Annotated in this window: 18 protein-coding genes; 13 read left to right on the top strand and 5 right to left on the bottom strand. The window is 70.2% G+C overall.

Annotated elements, in window-relative coordinates; all coding sequences use genetic code 11:
- Positions 1-7 precede the first annotated feature (7 nt).
- Positions 8-841 (top strand): polysaccharide deacetylase family protein, encoded by an 834-nt coding sequence (locus OG293_RS03650; protein WP_405997301.1) that lies wholly within the window; start codon positions 8-10, stop codon positions 839-841.
- A gap of 39 nt (positions 842-880) precedes the next feature.
- Here OG293_RS03650 and OG293_RS03645 read toward each other — a convergent pair whose 3' ends face one another.
- Positions 881-1531 carry a class F sortase gene (locus OG293_RS03645; RefSeq protein WP_405997300.1) on the bottom strand — a complete coding sequence of 217 codons (651 nt, stop codon included), beginning with the start codon at positions 1529-1531 and terminating at the stop codon, positions 881-883.
- Positions 1532-1926: 395 nt separating this feature from the next.
- On the opposite strand from OG293_RS03645, the gene OG293_RS03640 reads away from it, so the two are divergent.
- On the top strand, positions 1927-2427 hold the full coding sequence (locus OG293_RS03640) for a hypothetical protein (protein ID WP_405997299.1): 501 nt from the start codon (positions 1927-1929) through the stop codon (positions 2425-2427).
- A 94-nt stretch (positions 2428-2521) separates the two neighbouring features.
- Here the strand turns inward: OG293_RS03640 and OG293_RS03635 are convergent, their stop codons facing one another.
- Entirely contained in the window at positions 2522-3058 is a 537-nt protein-coding gene (locus tag OG293_RS03635; protein WP_405997298.1) for a hypothetical protein, read from the bottom strand.
- Positions 3059-3728: 670 nt separating this feature from the next.
- Here OG293_RS03635 and OG293_RS03630 point away from each other — a divergent pair.
- From OG293_RS03630 to OG293_RS03620, 3 genes are all read left to right on the top strand, one after another.
- A complete protein-coding gene (locus OG293_RS03630) occupies positions 3729-4763 on the top strand; it encodes an SCO0930 family lipoprotein (protein ID WP_405997297.1) in 1035 nt (344 codons plus the stop codon).
- 259 nt (positions 4764-5022) lie between these two features.
- Positions 5023-5835, top strand: coding sequence for an SAM-dependent methyltransferase (locus tag OG293_RS03625; protein ID WP_405997296.1), 813 nt, complete (start codon positions 5023-5025; stop codon positions 5833-5835).
- Positions 5835-8000, top strand: a complete 2166-nt coding sequence (locus tag OG293_RS03620; protein ID WP_405997295.1) for a putative bifunctional diguanylate cyclase/phosphodiesterase — start codon at positions 5835-5837, stop codon at positions 7998-8000. Before OG293_RS03625 ends, OG293_RS03620 begins: the two co-directional genes overlap by 1 nt.
- 104 nt (positions 8001-8104) lie before the next feature.
- On the opposite strand, the gene OG293_RS03615 is transcribed toward OG293_RS03620, so the two are convergent.
- Positions 8105-8995, bottom strand: coding sequence for a LysR family transcriptional regulator (locus tag OG293_RS03615; RefSeq protein ID WP_405997294.1), 891 nt, complete (start codon positions 8993-8995; stop codon positions 8105-8107).
- Positions 8996-9078: 83 nt separating this feature from the next.
- Between OG293_RS03615 and OG293_RS03610 the strand changes: the two genes are divergently transcribed.
- From OG293_RS03610 to OG293_RS03585, 6 genes are all read left to right on the top strand, one after another.
- Positions 9079-9783, top strand: coding sequence for a succinate dehydrogenase (locus OG293_RS03610; protein WP_405997293.1), 705 nt, complete (start codon positions 9079-9081; stop codon positions 9781-9783).
- 1 nt (position 9784) lies between these two features.
- Complete coding sequence (locus OG293_RS03605; RefSeq protein WP_405997292.1) at positions 9785-11725, top strand: fumarate reductase/succinate dehydrogenase flavoprotein subunit; 1941 nt, start codon at positions 9785-9787, stop codon at positions 11723-11725.
- Positions 11722-12468 carry a succinate dehydrogenase/fumarate reductase iron-sulfur subunit gene (locus OG293_RS03600; protein WP_405997291.1) on the top strand — a complete coding sequence of 249 codons (747 nt, stop codon included), beginning with the start codon at positions 11722-11724 and terminating at the stop codon, positions 12466-12468. Before OG293_RS03605 ends, OG293_RS03600 begins: the two co-directional genes overlap by 4 nt.
- Positions 12469-12770: 302 nt before the next feature.
- Positions 12771-13145, top strand: coding sequence for a tyrosinase cofactor (locus OG293_RS03595; protein ID WP_405997290.1), 375 nt, complete (start codon positions 12771-12773; stop codon positions 13143-13145).
- A gap of 18 nt (positions 13146-13163) precedes the next feature.
- Entirely contained in the window at positions 13164-13991 is an 828-nt protein-coding gene (locus OG293_RS03590; RefSeq protein ID WP_405997289.1) for a tyrosinase family protein, read from the top strand.
- 191 nt (positions 13992-14182) lie between these two features.
- Positions 14183-14671: an HAD family acid phosphatase gene (locus OG293_RS03585; protein ID WP_405997288.1), complete on the top strand. Its 489-nt coding sequence runs from the start codon at positions 14183-14185 to the stop codon at positions 14669-14671.
- 218 nt (positions 14672-14889) lie between these two features.
- On the opposite strand, the gene OG293_RS03580 is transcribed toward OG293_RS03585, so the two are convergent.
- Entirely contained in the window at positions 14890-15105 is a 216-nt protein-coding gene (locus OG293_RS03580; protein WP_405997287.1) for a dodecin, read from the bottom strand.
- Positions 15106-15489: 384 nt separating this feature from the next.
- Between OG293_RS03580 and OG293_RS03575 the strand changes: the two genes are divergently transcribed.
- The gene (locus tag OG293_RS03575) at positions 15490-15987 is read left to right on the top strand and encodes a hypothetical protein (protein WP_405997286.1); all 498 of its coding nucleotides are present in this window, start codon (positions 15490-15492) and stop codon (positions 15985-15987) included.
- 148 nt (positions 15988-16135) lie between these two features.
- Complete coding sequence (locus OG293_RS03570; protein WP_405997285.1) at positions 16136-16843, top strand: class F sortase; 708 nt, start codon at positions 16136-16138, stop codon at positions 16841-16843.
- 36 nt (positions 16844-16879) lie between these two features.
- Here the strand turns inward: OG293_RS03570 and OG293_RS03565 are convergent, their stop codons facing one another.
- Entirely contained in the window at positions 16880-18022 is a 1143-nt protein-coding gene (locus tag OG293_RS03565) for a TetR/AcrR family transcriptional regulator (RefSeq protein WP_405997284.1), read from the bottom strand.
- Positions 18023-18045: the final 23 nt, after the last annotated feature.

Here is an 18045-nt window from a genome sequence, read left to right as displayed (position 1 = left end):
GTTGTTCATGAAAACAGACCAGATGATTCCGGGGCGTCGGTCAGTGCTCCGTATCGCGGCCTGCCTCGGCGCGGCAGCCACCGCCGGGGCGCTCTTCACCGAGCGGGGCCCCGGCCGGGCGGACGCACCTCGCCCGGCGGCGGCTCCTCCGGCCGTCGCGGGAGCACCGGAGAAGGAGTCGGCCTACCGACTGCAGCCCATGACGGAGTACACCCCGCCGGTGTTCCGCCGGGCGCTGCCGCCGGTGCGCACCCGCCCGTTCGAGCGGCTGGCGGACGCCGGGCGCACGATGGTGCTCACCTTCGACGACGGGCCCGATCCGCACTACACCCCCGGCATTCTGCGCACCCTGCGCGAGTACGACGTGAACGCGATGTTCTTCGTCTGCGGCGAGATGGCCAGGGAGAACCGGGACCTGCTCGCCGAGATGGCCGGGGCCGGGCATGTCGTGGGCAACCACACCTGGTCGCATCCGCTGATTCCCAAGCTGCCGCCGTCACGGATCCGCGAGGAGCTGGGCCGTACCAGCGAGGTGATCGAACAGACGCTGGGCGCGGCGCCGCTCTGGTACCGGGCGCCGTACGGGGCATGGAACAAGTACTCCTTCGAGATCGGCGCGGAACTTGGGATGGAGCCGCTGGCCTGGACGGTGGACACCCTCGACTGGGCCGAGCCGGGGACGGGGACGATCGTGCGCAGGGTGCTTGAGGGCGCGGGGCCGGGCGTGGTGGTGCTCTCGCACGACGCGGGCGGCGATCGTTCGCAGAGCGTCACGGCGCTGCGGAGCTATCTGCCGCGGCTGCTGGACGCCGGGTACCGGATCACCGTTCCACGCCGCTGAGAGGGTCGGACGTTCCTGGGCGGGCGGCCGGAGCCCGGGTCAGCGCGTCTTGACCATCCGTGCGAAGACGACGACGTTGCCGCTGTAGCCGTGCGCCTTCGAGTAGCCGCCGCCGCAGGTGATCACGCGCAGCTCGGCGTAGCCTGTGTCGCCGTACACCCGGGGCCCGGGGAAGTTCTCCTTGGAGAACACCTCGACGCCGTACACCTCGAAGACCGCGGTCCTGCCGTCGTAGCGCCTGACCTCGATGTGCTGCCCCCTCTCGATCGAGCCCAGGCCGTAGAAGACGGCAGGGCCCGAGAGGTTGTCGACGTGTCCGACGACGACCGAGGTGCCGCGCTGTCCGGGGGCGATGCCGTTCTGGTACCAGCCGGCGATGTTGGGGTCCTGGGGCGGTGGCGCCTCGATCCAGCCGTCGGTGTCCAGGCCGACGTCCATGATCGGCGCATCGACCTTGATGGAGGGGATCGTCACCCGCTCCGCCGGCGAGAACGGCAGGCTCGCCGAGGCGACGAGCGGAGCGAATGTCTCGCCCGGACGGGTCAGCGAGGCGGCTGCGGCCGGCTGCGGCGGGCCCAGGGCCACATCCGCGCCGTTGCGCATCAGCGCCGCCCCTGAGAGCAGGACGAGAGCCAGTACGCCCCAAGGCGAGCGTCTCCTCGACTCCGAGCCGCTGTAGTCCTCGCCCATGGTTCTCCGTAAGTTGTTAGGCGGCCCGGGAGGGCCGGGTGTGGCTGACGGTTCTCTGCCATCAGTGGCTTCGAAGGAGTGGCCGCCCGGCTCTCCGGGGCGCCCTGTACGCACGCTAAGTGAGCGCCGGGGGAGCGGCGAGGAGGGAGGGGCGAACGGGTGGCGGGGCAAGAGCGATGGACCATCCGGGTATTGGGGCGGGCAAAAACTTCTGACGGTCTGTGACCTGCGGCTCCGTCAGATCCTCCGGCGTGTCGCCTCACCGGGGTGGACCAGTGCCGGACCGGTGCCGAAATGCGCCACATGTCCGCCCCGGTGAGTGTTCGTCATGGAAGGCGTACTCGTCGAATCTCCCGGAGCGCCGCTTTGGGGCGTCTTCCACTGGAGGTTCAACGATGCGTGCTTCACGCGCTCTCGCAGTCGCCGCGGCCGCCTGCGCGGCCGTCGGGCTCTCTGCCCCGCTGGCCGCCGCGGGCGGCGACCAGCCGAACAACGGTCCGATCAGCGTCTCCGTCAGCCCTCAGTCCGTCCACCAGGGTGCCACCCTGACGATCACCGTCCGGGGTTGCGACCGCGGCGGCACCGTCACGTCCAACGCCTTCCCGCAGAGCAACCTCTCGGGTCCCCGTGGCGGGGTCTCCACCGCCACCGCCCGTATCCACGACGACGCCGCGCCCGGCCAGTACAACCTGGCGGTCCGGTGCAACGACAACCGGAATGTCGCGACCCAGCAGTTCACCGTGCTCTCCGGCCGCGGTGCGCTCGGCGGTCTCGGCGGCTCGGTCGGCCCGAGCAGCACCGAGATGGCGATCGGCGGCGGACTGGTTGCCACGGCGGCCGTCGGCGGCACTCTCTTCATCGCCCGTCGTCGCCGCATGATCAGCGGAAAGGTCTGACCGGCCGAACCTCCCGGTCCGCATACGCCCGCCGCCCCGAGTCCTGGCCAGGACTCGGGGCGGCGGGCGTATGACGGGTCGGTACGGGCGGGGATCAGTGGCGGCGGCCGTCCGCGCGCCGGCGTACGGCGAAGACCGTCCCGGTGGCCGCCAGCACGACCAGGGCGGTGCCTGCGGCGATCTCCCCGCCGTTCAGCCCGCCGATGCTGCCTCCGAGCCCGCCCCTGACACCCGCGGGCGTGGTGGCCGCGGCGGTTGCGGCCGAGGTGGTGCTGATGGTGGGTGTGGAGCGTCCGCCGGAGATGGTCAGGTTGAACGAGCCCGTCCCCTGCCCCGGGCAGTTGAACTGCACCGAGTACTGCGCGCCCGGCCTGGCGCCCGTGTCGACGGTGACCGTGGCGGAGGAGCGCGGGCTGATACTGACGGTGTCGAAGATTCCGGAACTGGCGGTGGCCGTGGTGTTGCACCCGCTGGCGGACAGGGTGACGCGTCCGCCCGGCGAGACGGTCGAGGGGATGACACTGAAGACGGGCGACGAGACCTTCGCGTCGTCGGCCGTGGCGGTGGGTGCGGTCAGGGCGAGTGAGGCCACTCCCAGCAGAGCGGCGGATGCGGCACGTATCGCGCGCATGGTCAGTCCTCCGGGTCTCCGAGGAGCAGCTGCGGAACGGTTTCCACATAAGGCGGGAAATGCACCTCGATGCGGGAAACGGTAGGAGCGGCTGTTACGCCCCGCGATCCCTGACGGGCGAATGGGGCACCGATGTCCCCCGAGTGGCGGACGCCCAGGCGTGTCGCGCGGTCGTGCGGGGTGGTGGATGAGGTAAAGGCGTGGCCGTGCGGCCGGTACCGGCCGCACGGCCACGGCGGCTGCCCCGCCCGCCCGAGCCGGCCGTCCGCCGAGTCCGTCCCTGCGTCCCTGCACGACATCCGCGCACGACATCCGCGCACCACGCCAGCGCGCCATGCCGGGAGGACCGTGACCCGGGGCCGGTTCCGCGGGGCAGGCGCGGCGGCCTCGGTGCGGACCGCGCCCCCGCTCGCGCAGGCCGCCCTCCGCTCCCGCAGGCCGCGCCTGTGCCCCGAGTGGCATGCGAAGCCTGCGGCGCGGTTGGGATCCAGCCATTCCGGCTTGGGATGAATTCCCCTGGTGGAGGCGGGATTTCCACTATTCGCGTTCGCGACTCCGAAGAAATTTTTCCCGCGCGTTGAACACTTCGAACCCCCGCGTCCGTACCTAGGGCCATGAACACGGCGCACCCAGGCGTCGCAACAGGCTAGTAGGGAAAACGGGAGTCGACATGAACACCTGGCGTAACGCCTCGCTCGCGGTGACTGCGGCGGCCGTACTCACGCTGACGACGGCGTGCGGTCAGGAAAAGGGCACCGAGAACCCCAATGGCCAGGCGGTCGGCGCGGCCGCCGCGGCCCAGCCCGGAAGCGGCGGCTACGGCTCGGACCTTGACGGCGGTGCGGGCACCGCGAACCAGGCCGCCGCGAAGCCTGCCGGTCAGCTGGCCGTGTGGGACAGCAAGGAACTCGGCAAGGTCGTCACCGACAGCGCGGGCTTCACGCTCTACCGCTTCGACAAGGACACCGCCTCCCCGCCGAAGGCGAGTTGCGAGGGCGACTGTGCGAAGAAGTGGCCGGTTGTCTCCGCCGGCGGTGCCTCCGCCGCCCCCGGCACCGACGCCTCGCTGATCGGCGAGGTCACCCGGGCCGACGGCTCCAAGCAGCTGACCATCGGCGGCTGGCCGATGTACCGCTACGCCATGGACACCAAGCCCGGTGACGTCAAGGGCCAGGGTGTGGGCGGCACCTGGTACGCCTCCGCTCCCGACGGCAAGAAGGCCGGAGGCGGCAAGGGATCCGGCGAGGAGTCCGGCGAGGGATCAGGCGAGGAGTCCGGCGAGGGATCAGGCGAGGGCGCAGACTACGGCTCCGGCGAGGAGGCCGGCGGCGAGGCCGCGGAGCTGGCCGGCCTCTCGGTCCGCAAGGACCCGAAGCTCGGCGAGATCATCGTCGACAAGAACGGCATGACGGTCTACCGGTTCAAGAAGGACTCCGCCTGGCCCATGAAGTCGGCCTGCGTCGGTGAGTGCCTGAAGAAGTGGCCGGTTGTCGCCCCCGTCGACAAGAGCGATGTCGAGGGAATCACGCTGAAGGGCTTCAGCACCCTCAACCGTCCCGACGGACAGAAGCAGCAGAGCGTCGACTGCTGGCCCATCTACACCTTCTCCGGCGACAAGAAGCCGGGTGACACCAACGGCCAGGGCGTGGGCGGCACTTGGTATGTGGTCTCGCCCCAGGCCAAGCTGGTCGGAGCGCCCAAGTAGTCCCCACGCTGCGCCTCCGGCCCGGTCGGCCCGTCCCACGCCCCTCGCGTGACGGCGGGCCGGCTGCTGTGAGAGGCGCATGACCGGAACCCATGCCTCGGCCCTATGACCGAGACGTATGACCCAGACGTGTGACCAAGAACGGACCGCTAATTTCCGTTTGGGCTCGCTCTCTTGGCGGGCGATCAGTAGCCTCGGCTCGAACACTGGCCATGGACATGGCCGATCTCCCCCCCGTGGCGACTTGTTGGAGACATCGATGGAGCGTCCCGCCTGGGCCCCGCAGGGCATCGACATTTCGGTGCCGAGCGTGTCCCGCATCTATGACTACTACCTGGGCGGCTCGCACAACTTCGAGGTCGACCGGGAAGCCGCGCGCAGGGCCATGGAGTTCATGCCGGGCCTCCCCAAGATCATGCAGGCCAACCGGGCGTTCATGCGCCGGGCCGTGAACTACGCGGCCGATCAGGGAGTCACCCAGTTCCTCGACATCGGCTCCGGCATTCCGACCTTCGGCAATGTCCACGAAGTGGCGTACCAGGCCAGTTCCGAGTCCCGCGTCGTCTACGTCGACCATGATCCGGTGGCGGTCGCCCACAGCCGCGCCGTCCTCGACGGCAATCCGCAGGCGTCCGTCGTCTCCGCCGATCTGCGCAAGCCACGGCAGATACTCGACAGCGCCGAGGTCGGCCAACTGCTCGACCTGGACAGGCCGGTGGCATTGCTTCTCGTCGCCGTCCTGCATTTCATCGAGGACGAGGACGACCCCTTCAGCGCCGTCGCGGAGCTGCGCGACGCCCTCGCGCCCGGCAGTATCGTGATTCTCACGCACGCCTCGTTCGAGGGGGTGCCGGTGCCCGAGGAGCAGGCGGGCGGCGCCGTCGACGTCTACCGGAACATACGCAATCCGCTGGTCATGCGCCCGCGCGAGGAGATCGCGCGATTCTTCGAGGGGTACGAGATGGTCGAGCCCGGTCTGGTGTCCATGCCGCAGTGGCGGTCCGACGCCCCCGCCGAGCAGGAGGATCCATATGCCTTCTCAGGGTTCGCCGGGGTGGGGCGCAAGGCGTGATGGCGCCGACGCAGGCCGCGGGTTTCCCGGCGGACCCGGACGGCCTGGAGGACAGACTCCGCCGGTTCGCGACGATCTGGAGCCGGGCGGTCTTCCCGGTGACGGCCACCTCGCTGACCCGGCCCGAGGTCGAGGAACATCTGCTGCCGCTGGCGCGGAGGTTGCGCGACTCACTTCACGCGCGGCCCTTCGACCCGGCGACCGCGCAACGCGTCGGGGCGGCCCTCATCGACGTGCACTGCACGGACCCCGAGGCACTCAGCCGCACGCTCGGCGTCGTCGATGCCTATCTGGTCCTGTACTGCGGCAGCGGTGATCCCGCTCAGCCGGCCGAGGAGAGCCGGGCCCGCTGCGCGAAGCTTCAGCACGCGCTGGCCGCCGGATTCGCCCAGGGTCTGCGCGAGCGCACCCTCGCCGAGCAGGAGTCCATCGCCCGCTCCTCGCTGCTGGCCCGCAGCGACGCCGTGCAGGCGCTGCACACCACCGAGGAACGCTTCCGCGCGGTGTTCGAGGGAGCCGCCATAGGGATCGGGATCGCCGACCTGGAAGGCAACATCCTGGAGGTCAACGAGACCCTGACGCGGATGTTCGGCGGCCTGGAACACCATGTGCGCGGGCGGAAGGTGACCGAGTGGTCCCATCCCGAGGACCGGCCCCACGTATGGCAGCTTTACAGGGAGCTCGTGCGCGGCGAACGCGACCACTACCGCGTCGAGAAGCCGTTCTACCGCAACGACGGCACGGTGCTGTGGACCAACCTGACGGTCTCTCTGCTGCGGGACCCCGAAGGCAATCCGCAGTACCAGCTGGCGCTCATGGAGGACACCACGGAGCGCCGGCTCCTCAATCTGCGGCTGCGGTACGAGGCCACGCACGATGCCCTGACCGGGCTGCCCAACCGGACGCTCTTCTTCGAACGCCTGGAGAAGGCCCTGTCCGGCGGTGAGGGCTCCCGCTTCGGTCTCTGCTACCTCGATCTCGACGGATTCAAGGCGATCAACGACAGCCTCGGCCACGCGGCGGGGGACCGGTTGCTGGTGGAGGTCGCCGACCGGCTGCAGAGCTGCGCCACCGCGCCCGGCGAGATGGTGGCCCGCCTCGGCGGCGACGAGTTCGTGGCGCTGACCACCGGACCCGGCACCGAGCGCGAGGTCGACGAGCTGGCGGCCCGTATCCTCGCCGCGCTCGCCTCGCCCATCAGCGTCGACGGCCGGGAATTCACGGTCCGCGGGAGCATCGGCATCGTCGAGGGCCCCGCGGGCGAGCGCACCACCGCCGAGGTGCTGCGCAGCGCCGACATCACCATGTACCGGGCCAAGTCCGCGGGTGGCAACCGCTTCGAGACCGCCGACCCGGAGGCCGACGCCCGCGCCATCACCCGGCACGGTCTGACCACCGCGTTGCCCGCGGCGCTGGAGCGCGGTGAGTTCTTCATCGAGTACCAGCCGCTGGTGCACCTCGGCGACGGAACCGTGCACGGGGCGGAGGCGCTGGTGCGCTGGTGCCATCCGCAGCACGGCGTCCTCGGGCCGGACCAGTTCATTCCGCTCGCCGAGCACACCGGGCTGATCGTGCCGCTGGGGCGCTGGGTGCTCCAGGAGGCCGTACGCCAGGCCCGCTACTGGCAGGAGCGCCACTCCGACGGAGGGCCGCTGCGGATCAATGTGAACCTCTCGCCCACCCAGCTTCACCATCCCGGTCTGGTCGCCGACACGGTCGACGTCCTGGAGCGCTCCGGACTGGAACCGGGTGCCCTCTGCCTGGAGGTGACCGAGTCCGCGCTGATCGGCGCGAACGAGGATCTCCTCAAGCCCCTGCGGCAGCTCGCGGAAATGGGCGTGGACATAGCGCTCGACGACTTCGGCACGGGCTACTCGAACCTGGCGAATCTGCGCCGGCTGCCCGTCAGCATCCTGAAGCTCGACCGCTCCTTCACCCAGGGGATGCAGCGCCACCCCGCGGATCCCGTCGATCTGAAGATCGTCGAGGGGATCGTCTCGCTGGCGCACAGCCTGGAGCTCGCGGTCACGGTCGAGGGCGTGGAGACCGGCGCGCAGGCGGAACAGCTGCGGGAGCTCGGCTGCGACACGGCTCAGGGCTGGTACTACGCCCGCCCCGGACCGCCCGACAAGCTCCATGCGCTCTCCCTGGCGGACGCGGTGTGACAGGGCCGGGTATCCGGGAGCTCACGCCCCCGCGACGAGCGCAGCCTCGATCAAGCCCTCGGGGCGATGGGGGAGCGGGGGTCCGGAGCCCCGGCAAAGAGAGGTCACAAAACCGCCGCCCTTGAGTCGAACAGCACCCGCTGAAGCTCTCGGGCGGCCCGCGGCGGCGCGACATCGCTGCGGTGCGCCAGAGCGATCGTGCGCCGCAGCCCCGGCCGGGCGAGCGGGGTGACCCGCAGATCACGCCCCGCCCGGTCGGCCACCATGCTCGGCACCACCGCGATGCCGAGCCCGGCGCGTACGAATCCGAGGACGGCGTCCATCTCGCCGCCCTCCACGGTGAAGGCCGGCTCGAAGCCCTCCGCGCGGCAGGCGGCCACCGTCAGCTCGCGCAGGTCGTAGCCGTGCCGGAACATCACCAGCGGCTGATCGCGCAGATCGGCGACGCGCACCGGCCGCCGCGGTGCCTTCGCCGTGGCCGACGACACCACGACCAGGTCTTCCCGCAGCAGCTCGACCGTGGTCAGCGCCGGTGATGCCGGAGGCAGCGGCAGCACGATCAGAGCCAGATCGAGGGAGCCGCGCGCCAGCTCCCGTACGAGATCGTGCGAGCCGCTCTCCTCGATCAGCAGCTGGATTCCGGGATGCAGATCGTGGAAGACCCGCAGTACATCGGGGAGCAGACCGGTGCAGAGGCTGGGTGTGGCGCCGAGCCTGACCCTGCCGCGCCGCAGCTGCGCCAGTTCCTGCACCTCGTGCCGGGCCGTGTCCGTGTCGGCGAGGATCCGGCGGGCCAGCGGCAGCAGCGCCTCACCCGCGTCCGTCAGCGCGATATTTCCCCGCGCCCGGCTGAACAGATCGGCCCCGAGCTCCTTCTCCAGTGCCCGGATCTGCTGGGAGAGCGAGGGCTGCGAGACATGCACCCGCTCGGCGGCACGGGTGAAATGCAGGGTCTCCGCGACCGCCACGAAATAGAGAAGCTGCTGGAACTGCATGGCCATACGATAGGCCATGCCTATGGAGATCAGCCGGATCATGTCTTGGACCTCTGAAGCGCTCCGGCCCTAGCGTTCCTCGCATGGCTCTGGCAACGCGGACGGATCGAAAACCGTCGCCCTCCCGCACCTTCTGGGGATCGACGGTCGGCAAGAAGACGGTCATGGCCGTGAGTGGCCTGATCATGCTCGGCTATCTGGTCGCGCATGTGATGGGCAACCTCAAGGTCTTCTTCGGAGCGGAGGAGTTCAACGCCTACGGCCACTGGCTGCGCACCATGGGCGAGCCAGTCCTGCACTACTCCTGGGGGCTGTGGATCGTCCGCGTCGTGCTGCTCGCGGCCGTCGTGGGCCACGCGGTCTCCGCCTTCCAGCTCAGCAGGCGGGACATCAAGGCCCGCCCGGTGCGGTACTCCCACCGGCGCAGGCGCGCGAGCTACGCCACCCGAACCATGCGCTGGGGCGGCATCATCCTGGCCCTCTTCATCGTCTGGCACCTGCTCGACCTGACGACGCTCACCGTCAACGAGAACGCCGAGCCGGGCCATCCGTACGAGAACGTCGTCGCGACCTTCTCCACCTGGTACGGAAACGTCGTCTACATCGTCGCCATGCTCGCCGTCGGCCTGCACGTCCGCCACGGCTTCTGGAGCGCCGCGCAGACCCTCGGTGTCGGCAACGCCACCCGCGACCGGGTGCTCAAGACCGTCGCCAACCTTCTCGCGCTCGTCCTGACCGCGGGGTTCATCTCCGTACCCGTCGCCGTCATGACCGGAATGGTGAGCTGACATGAGCTTTTCGGACTTCGAGACCGGCGCTCCCCTCGCCGACGACAAGGCTCCGGGCGGCCCGATCGCCGAGCGCTGGGACCGGCGGCGATTCGAGGCCAGGCTGGTCAACCCGGCCAACCGCCGCAAGCACACCGTCATCGTGGTCGGCACCGGCCTCGCGGGCGGCGCCGCCGGGGCGACCCTGGCCGAACAGGGCTACCACGTCGAGCAGTTCTGCTACCAGGACTCCCCGCGCCGGGCGCACTCCATCGCCGCCCAGGGCGGCATCAACGCGGCGAAGAACTACCGCAACGACGGCGACTCGATCCACCGGCTGTTCTACGACACCGTCAAGGGCGGCGACTTCCGCGCCCGCGAGTCCAACGTCCACCGGCTCGCCCAGATCTCGGTCGAGATCATCGACCAGTGCGTGGCCCAGGGCGTGCCCTTCGCCCGGGAGTACGGCGGCCTGCTCGACACCCGCTCCTTCGGCGGCGTCCAGGTCTCGCGCACCTTCTACGCCCGCGGGCAGACGGGCCAGCAGCTGCTGCTCGGTGCCTACCAGGCGCTTTCCCGGCAGATCGCCGCGGGCACGGTCACCCTGCACGCCCGCACCGAGATGCTCGATCTGATCGTCGTCGACGGGCGGGCACGCGGCATCGTGGCCCGCGATCTGGTGACCGGCGAGATCTCCACGTACACCGCGGATGCCGTCGTGCTGGCGACCGGCGGCTACGGCAATGTCTTCTATCTGTCGACGAACGCCATGAACTCCAACGCCACCGCCGTCTGGCGCGCCCACCGGCGCGGGGCGTACTTCGCCAACCCCTGCTTCACACAGATCCATCCGACCTGCATTCCGCGCACCGGCGACCACCAGTCCAAGCTGACGCTGATGAGCGAGTCGCTGCGCAACGACGGTCGCATCTGGGTGCCGAAGGCAAACGGCGACCGCCGGCCGCCGCACGAGATCCCCGAGGACGAGCGCGACTACTACCTGGAGCGGATCTACCCTTCCTTCGGCAACCTCGTCCCCCGCGACATCGCCTCCCGCGCCGCGAAGAACGTCTGCGACGAGGGCCGCGGTGTGGGCCCCGGCGGGCAGGGCGTCTACCTGGACTTCGCCGACGCGATCCGGCGGATGGGGAGGGAGGGGGTCGAGGAGAAGTACGGCAACCTCTTCGACATGTACGAGCGGATCACCGCGGAGAACCCGTACGAGGTGCCGATGCGGATCTATCCCGCCGTGCACTACACGATGGGCGGTCTCTGGGTCGACTACGACCTCCAGACCACCGTCCCCGGTCTCTTCGCGATCGGCGAGGCCAACTTCTCGGACCACGGGGCGAACCGGCTCGGCGCGTCCGCGCTGATGCAGGGCCTCGCCGACGGGTACTTCGTGCTGCCGTCCACGATCAACGACTACCTTGCCCGCCATCCGCTCAGCGAACGGATCGACGCCTCGCACCCGGTGGCGGCCGAGGTACGGGCCGAGACCGAGGACCGGCTCAACCTGCTGCTCGCGGTCGACGGAGACCGCACACCCGACTCCTTCCACCGTGAACTGGGCGAACTCATGTGGGAGTTCTGCGGCATGGCGCGTACCGACGAGGGCCTGCGCAAGGCACTCGACCGGATCCCGCAGATCCGCGAGGAGTTCTGGCGCCGCGTCAAGGTGCCCGGCACCGGCGAGGAGTTCAACCAGTCGCTGGAGAAGGCCAACCGCATCGTCGACCACCTGGAGCTCGCGGAGCTGATGTGCCTCGACGCACTGCACCGCTCCGAGTCCTGCGGAGGCCATTTCCGCGAGGAGTCCCAGACCCCGGAGGGCGAAGCCGCCCGAAGGGACGAGGAGTACTCCTACGCGGCGGCCTGGGAGTTCACCGGCCGGGCGCCTGTCCTGCACAAGGAAGACCTCGTCTTCGAGTACGTCCACCCCACTCAGCGGAGCTACGCATGAAGCTCACCCTGCGCGTCTGGCGCCAGAAGAACGCCGAAGCCCCCGGTGCCATGGCCACCTACGAGGTCGAAGGCATCTCCGACGACATGTCCTTCCTGGAGATGCTCGACACGCTCAACGAGGAACTCATCCTCGGCGGCGACGACCCGGTCGCCTTCGACCACGACTGCCGCGAGGGCATCTGCGGCGCGTGCAGCCTGGTCATCAACGGCGACGCGCACGGCCCCGAACGCACCACGACCTGCCAGCTCCACATGCGCTCCTTCAAGGACGGCGACACCATCGATGTCGAGCCGTGGCGCGCCTCGGCCTTCCCTGTGGTGAAGGACCTGGTGGTCGACCGCAGCGCCTTCGACCGCATCATCCAGGCCGGCGGCTACATCACCGCACCCACCGGCGCGGCACCCGAGGCGCACGCCACCGCGGTGCCGAAACCGGACGCCGACTTCGCCTTCGAGCACGCCGAATGCATCGGGTGCGGCGCCTGTGTGGCGGCCTGTCCCAATGGTTCGGCGATGCTCTTCACCTCCGCGAAGATCAACCATCTCAATGTGCTGCCTCAGGGCGCTCCCGAGCGCGAGACCCGTGTCCTCGACATGGTCGCGACGATGGACGAGGAGGGCTTCGGCGGCTGCACGCTGACCGGTGAATGTGCCACCGCCTGCCCGAAGGGAATCCCGCTGCCCTCCATCGCCGCGATGAACAAGGAGTGGCTGCGGGCGACCCGGAAGGCACGCCGCTGAGGCACGGGTATCAGGACAGCTTTGCCATGTGAGGGCGCACACACTTTCCCCACGTCGGCAATAAAATCTTCACGTAACTGCCATAAGGGCCGCAGGATTTACGTCCTTGACGGCAAAAGAGGGCGCGGACAGCAAGATCAACTTTGTTCAACGCTGCACAGCGTATCGCGACATGTCCGCATAGCAGTCAACCAATTCCCGGCGATTTCCCCGGAGTTCGACCGAGCCGGTAGGTATGGCGACGTCATGGGTGCCGACCACGCCCATGACGTACCGACCACAGCTTTCTCTGGGGGTTTGCCATGCCTGAAATCACCCGCCGACGTGCGCTCGGCGCCGTCGCCGGAGCGGCCGCCGCGCTGACCGTAGCGGGCACTGCCGCCGCTGCCGTACGGCCGAAGCCGGCCGCCGCCGATCCCGCGGCGTTCGACGAGGTCTACCAGGGCCGCCGTATACAGGGCGCGCCGTCGCACGGGGGCGGACATCACGGGGGCGGACACGGCGGCGGCTATGCCGTGCGCATCGACGGCGAGGAACTGCACGTCATGCAGAACGCCGACGGCACCTGGATCAGCGTCGTCAACCACTACGAGACGTTTGCCACGCCCCGCGCCGTGGCCCGCGCCGCCGTGCTGGAACTCCAGGGCGCAGAACTCGTCCCCCTCGCCGTCGCCTGATCCGGGAGCACTCTCACCATGACCGTACGCAAGAACCAGTCCCAGCTCTCCACCACCGAGAAGAAGCGGTTCGTCGACGCCCTGCTGGAGCTCAAGCGCTCCGGGCGGTACGACACATTCGTCACTACCCACAACGCCTTCATCATGAGCGACACCGACAACGGCGACCGTGTCGGGCACCGTTCGCCCTCCTTCCTGCCCTGGCACCGCAGGTTCCTCATACAGTTCGAGCAGGCGCTCCAGGCCGTCGACCCGTCCGTGGCGCTCCCTTACTGGGACTGGACGCAGGATCGCACCGCCGCCTCGTCGATCTGGGCGGCCGACTTCCTCGGCGGCACCGGCCGCCGCCGGGACGGCCAGGTGATGGACGGGCCGTTCGCCTTCGCCTCCGGCAAGTGGCCGGTGTCCATACGCGTCGACGGGCGCGGTTATCTGCGCCGGGAGCTCGGCGCCGGCGGACGGCAGCTGCCGACCCGTGCCGAGGTCGACTCCGTACTCGCCATGGCGACCTATGACGCACCGCCGTGGAACAGCGCGTCCGACGGCTTCCGCAACCACCTCGAAGGCTGGCGCGGGGTCAATCTGCACAACCGGGTCCATGTCTGGGTGGGCGGCCAGATGGGCACCGGGGTATCCCCGAACGACCCGGTGTTCTGGCTCCACCACGCGTTCATCGACAAGCTCTGGGCCGAGTGGCAGGCCCGTCACCCCGGCTCGACCTACCTCCCGGCCGCCGGCACGCCCAACGTCGTCGACCTGCGCGACACCATGCGCCCGTGGAACAACGTGACCCCGGCCGACATGCTCGACCACACCCGGTACTACACCTTCGACACGGCGGCGTAGCGCGGGTCAGCCGAGGGACCGGAGCAGATAGGGCGCGGTGCGGCTCCCGGCCGCCCGCGCCACCTCGCCGCGTTGTCGGGCTCAGCCGAATACGCCCCGTATGAGGACGACCCTCCGCCGTGCGATGCGCCGCATCTGACGCCGTGCGCTGACCCGCCGGGGATGACGGGACAGCCCTTACTCTGGGCACCGTGACGCGAAACAGCAGGCCACTGGCCGTATTCGACCTGGACGGAACGCTCGCCGACTCCGGCCACCGGCAACACTTCCTGGAGCGCAAGCCGCGCGACTGGAGCGCCTTTTTCGCGGCGGCCCCGCAGGACCCTCCGCTCGCCGAGGGCGTGGAGCTGTGCCAGGAGGCGGCGCGGGAGTGCGAGGTCATGTATCTCACGGGCAGGCCGGAGCGCTGCCGCCGGGACACCGTGGCGTGGCTCGTGGAGCAGGGACTGCCGGAGGGGCGGATCTTCATGCGGCGCAACGACGACCGCAGGCCCGCCCGCCACACCAAACTGGAGATCCTGCGCAGACTGGGCGGCGACCGTGAGATCCGGATGCTGGTGGACGACGACGAACTGGTCTGCGACGCGGCCGAGCGGGCGGGTTTCACAGTGGTACGGGCGCGGTGGACGGACGCGTCCGAGGCGCTGAAGGACGCACAGGAGAACCAGGGCCGCACCTGAGCCCTGCGGAGCCGTCATGGCCCGCCCGAGTCTCCGGAAGACGCCGTGACCGGGCCCGCCCGGGGCGCTGATGCCGGGGCGCGGGGGCGCAGGAGACCTCGCTGCCGTGTCCCCGGCCGGCTGAGACGCGACCGAGCGGGCCGGGCCACCCGCCTCGGCCCTCCGACCCCCCTCCCGTCCAGCTGCGGCGGCTGCCGCCCGCCCGGCCTGCCCCGGGACTACTCGCCGTTCTCGAGGCGGAATCCGACCTTGAGGCCGACCTGCCAGTGCTGGATCTGCCCGTCGACGATCTGGCCGCGGACCTCGGTCATCTCGAACCAGTCGAGGGCCCGGAGGGTCTGGGACGCCCGGTCGATGCCGTTGCGGATGGCCTGGTCGATTCCGTCGGGTGAGGTGCCGACGATCTCGGTGACCCGGTAGGTGTGATTCGACATGTGTGTCGCACTCCTCTCGATGCGTTCACTCCACCGTGCCCCAGGGTGACGCGGGGCGCGAGGCGTCGGCCGGGAGTGGCGGCCCGCAGCCGGGCCGGACGGTCCGCCGGAGCGGGGACGGAGGTGCCCGCCCGAGCCTGCGGTGCCCTCGACGGGCGGGGCGACGCGAGCCGCTCCGCGCCAAACCTTGCCTCGGCGTGGCGCACATTCCAAAGGGTGATTATCGGCCCTACGCCACTCGAAGGGCCCAGGGCGTCCCTCGAATGCGGTGCTCTCGAATGGTGCGGATCGGGAAACCGGCTGACGGTGGATCATGTCGCGCTGCGATCCGATGAGCCGACGAAGTGTCAGCCTTCGCAGCAGCGGCGAAAGGAAAGTGTTCCCATGCGCTCTGCCCGCACCCTTTTCGCCTCGGCCGCCGTGACCGCGGTCCTCGCCCTCTCAGCTCCCGTCGCAGGCGCCGTGACGATGTCCGGCGACTGGGAGAAGGACACCGGATCTTCCTCCAGCAGCCCCAGCGCCAGCGTCGGCTCCGACAGCACCTCCTCCAGCGGCACCTCGTCCAGCGGTACCTCCTCCAGCGGCTGGAGCAAGGAGGAGGCCGGCAAGGAGTCCGGCAAGGAGGCCGGCAAGGAGTCGGGCAAGGAGTCGGGCAAGGAGTGGAGCAAGGAAGACTCCGGTAAGGAGTGGAGCAAGGAAGACTCCGGCAAGGAGTGGTCCGGCAAGTGGGAGAAGCCCAGCGGCGGTGTCCACACCGGTGGCGGCGGCCTGGCCCTGTCCGGTAGCGGCCTCGCCGCCGGCACGGTGCTCCTCCTCGGTGGTCTCGGCGCCGGCGTGTACACGCTGCGCCGCCGCAACGCCGGGGGTGGCGCGGCGGCTTGATAGCCCCTTCTTCCCGTAAGTCGCAGTCGGGCCGCGGCCGCCATCCTCCGGGACGGTGGCCGCGGTGCCCGCTTCCCGCGCTGTGGCGGACCCGACGGGCCGTCCGCACGCGTCCCGCTGACGCCTTGTCCACGAAAGGCCCGCACCCATGGCCGTCCAGCAGAAACCCGGTTCGAACAGCTGGACCGGAACCCCCTCCGCCGCGCGTCCCATCGGCCGCCAGATGCTCTGGTCCGTGGCCTCGATGGGGCTGGGCCTCCTGCTCATCCTGAACTCCCCGGACACCTCGGACCAGGGAACGGCCCAGGTTTCTCCCGGCGCCGTCGTCTCGACGACGGAACAGTCCACCTCGACGTCCTCGGTTCCCGCGTCCGAGACCGCGCCCGGCCTGCCCCGGTCCGTACCGAAGCGCCTGTCCATCCCCGACATCGCCGTCGACGCCCCCTTCACCGGCCTGTCCATCGGAGCGTCGGGACAGCTCAACGCGCCTGCCCCGGACGACAACAACCTCGTCGGCTGGTTCAAGGGCGGCGTGACGCCCGGCGAGCGCGGAGCCTCGATCGTCGCCGGGCATGTCGACACCAGGACGGGACCGGCCGTGTTCCTCCTGCTGAACACGCTCAAGAAGGGGAGCAAGGTCGACGTCACCCGCGAGGACGGCACGGTGGCCACCTTCAAGGTCGATTCCGTCGAGACCTTCAGCAAGGCGAACTTCCCCGACAATCGGGTCTACACCGATACCCCCGACGCGCAGCTCCGTCTGATCACCTGTGGCGGCTCCTACGACCGGAAGGCCAAGGACTACAGCGACAACGTGGTCGTGTTCGCCCATCTCGACTCCAGCAAGGGCGCCTGAGTTCCACCCGAACCGCCGGTTCCGGGAACCGCCCGGTCAGGAGAACCGCACGGTCGGCGCCGGAGCCCGGCAGGTCCGCTTCCCGGCCGGGGCCGAGGCCGCGGCGTGGCAGGCTCCGCGGCCGTGCGCGCGGGCGACGATCCGGCCGCCGTCGAGACGGACGGCGGCCTCCGTCCCGTCGCCGACCACCGCCACGCCGGCTGCCGCGGCGACGGCGCCGGACTCGTCGGGGACCACCCGAAGGCGGGGCCACGCCGACTCGGGGAAGGCGCCGCGCAGACAGCCGCCTAGATCGGCCACGGCCAGGCGCGCGAGCGGACCCAGCTCGCCGGGGCTGGCCGTGGCCAGGACGGCGGTGACGGCCGCACCCGCCGGTGCGGCCCGCACCAACTCCTCCGCGGCCTCCAGCCGGTGCAGGCCGAGCACGGCCAGTACACCGTCGCCGCCGAGCCGCACGGGCCGACCGCGCACCAGGTCGACGGCGACCGGCGGCGGTGCCCAGGGCTCGTCGGCCGGCAGCGCCGGCGGGACGAAGGCGAGGTGCGGTGGGGGCCAGGTGTCATCAAGGCGGAGGTCCGCGAGTCGCTCGCAGGTGCCGACGACGTTGAAGGGGTCGATGAAGCCCGGTGCGGCGTCCGCCAGTTGGCTCGCGCCGTACAGCGTGGTGAGCGTGGCCTCGGCGATGCGCACCAGTCGGCCGGGGAGCGGGTCTGCGGCCCGCACACCCGAGCGCGGCGACTGCTCCAGAGCGAGCCCGAGCAGCACCGCGTCGAGCTTCATGAGCTGGGCGAACGGCCGCCGGATCCACTCCTCGGCGAGGATCTCGGGCATCAGGTACCTGCCGAGCCGGGGCGGGTCCTGCTGTCCCTCCGTACCGGCAAGCGGGAGCTGGGAGATCCAGGAGCGGGCGAATGCGCCCAGCGCCTCGCGCCCGGTGCGGCCCGGCTTCGGATGCGGGGGTTCGGGTGCGTGCTCCGCCACGTCGGCCAGCACCGCGAAGTAGAGCGCGCGTTTGCCGGGGAAGTTGGAGTAGACGGCGCCTCGGGTCAGCCCGGCGCGCTCGGCGATCGCATCCACTTTGGCGTCCCGGAAGCCGTGCTCGGTGAACTCGTCCCTGGCGGCTGCCAGTACCTTGGCACGGTTGCGTTCCTGCACCTGCGCCCTGTTGAGCCGGCTCATTGCCCTCACCCGCTCCAGCATTC

The organism is Streptomyces sp. NBC_00829 (genome assembly GCF_045161795.1).
In the GTDB taxonomy this organism is placed as follows: domain Bacteria; phylum Actinomycetota; class Actinomycetes; order Streptomycetales; family Streptomycetaceae; genus Streptomyces.
Note: the sequence above shows the minus strand (reverse complement) of the source record. Positions and strands in the feature narration are given on the sequence as shown.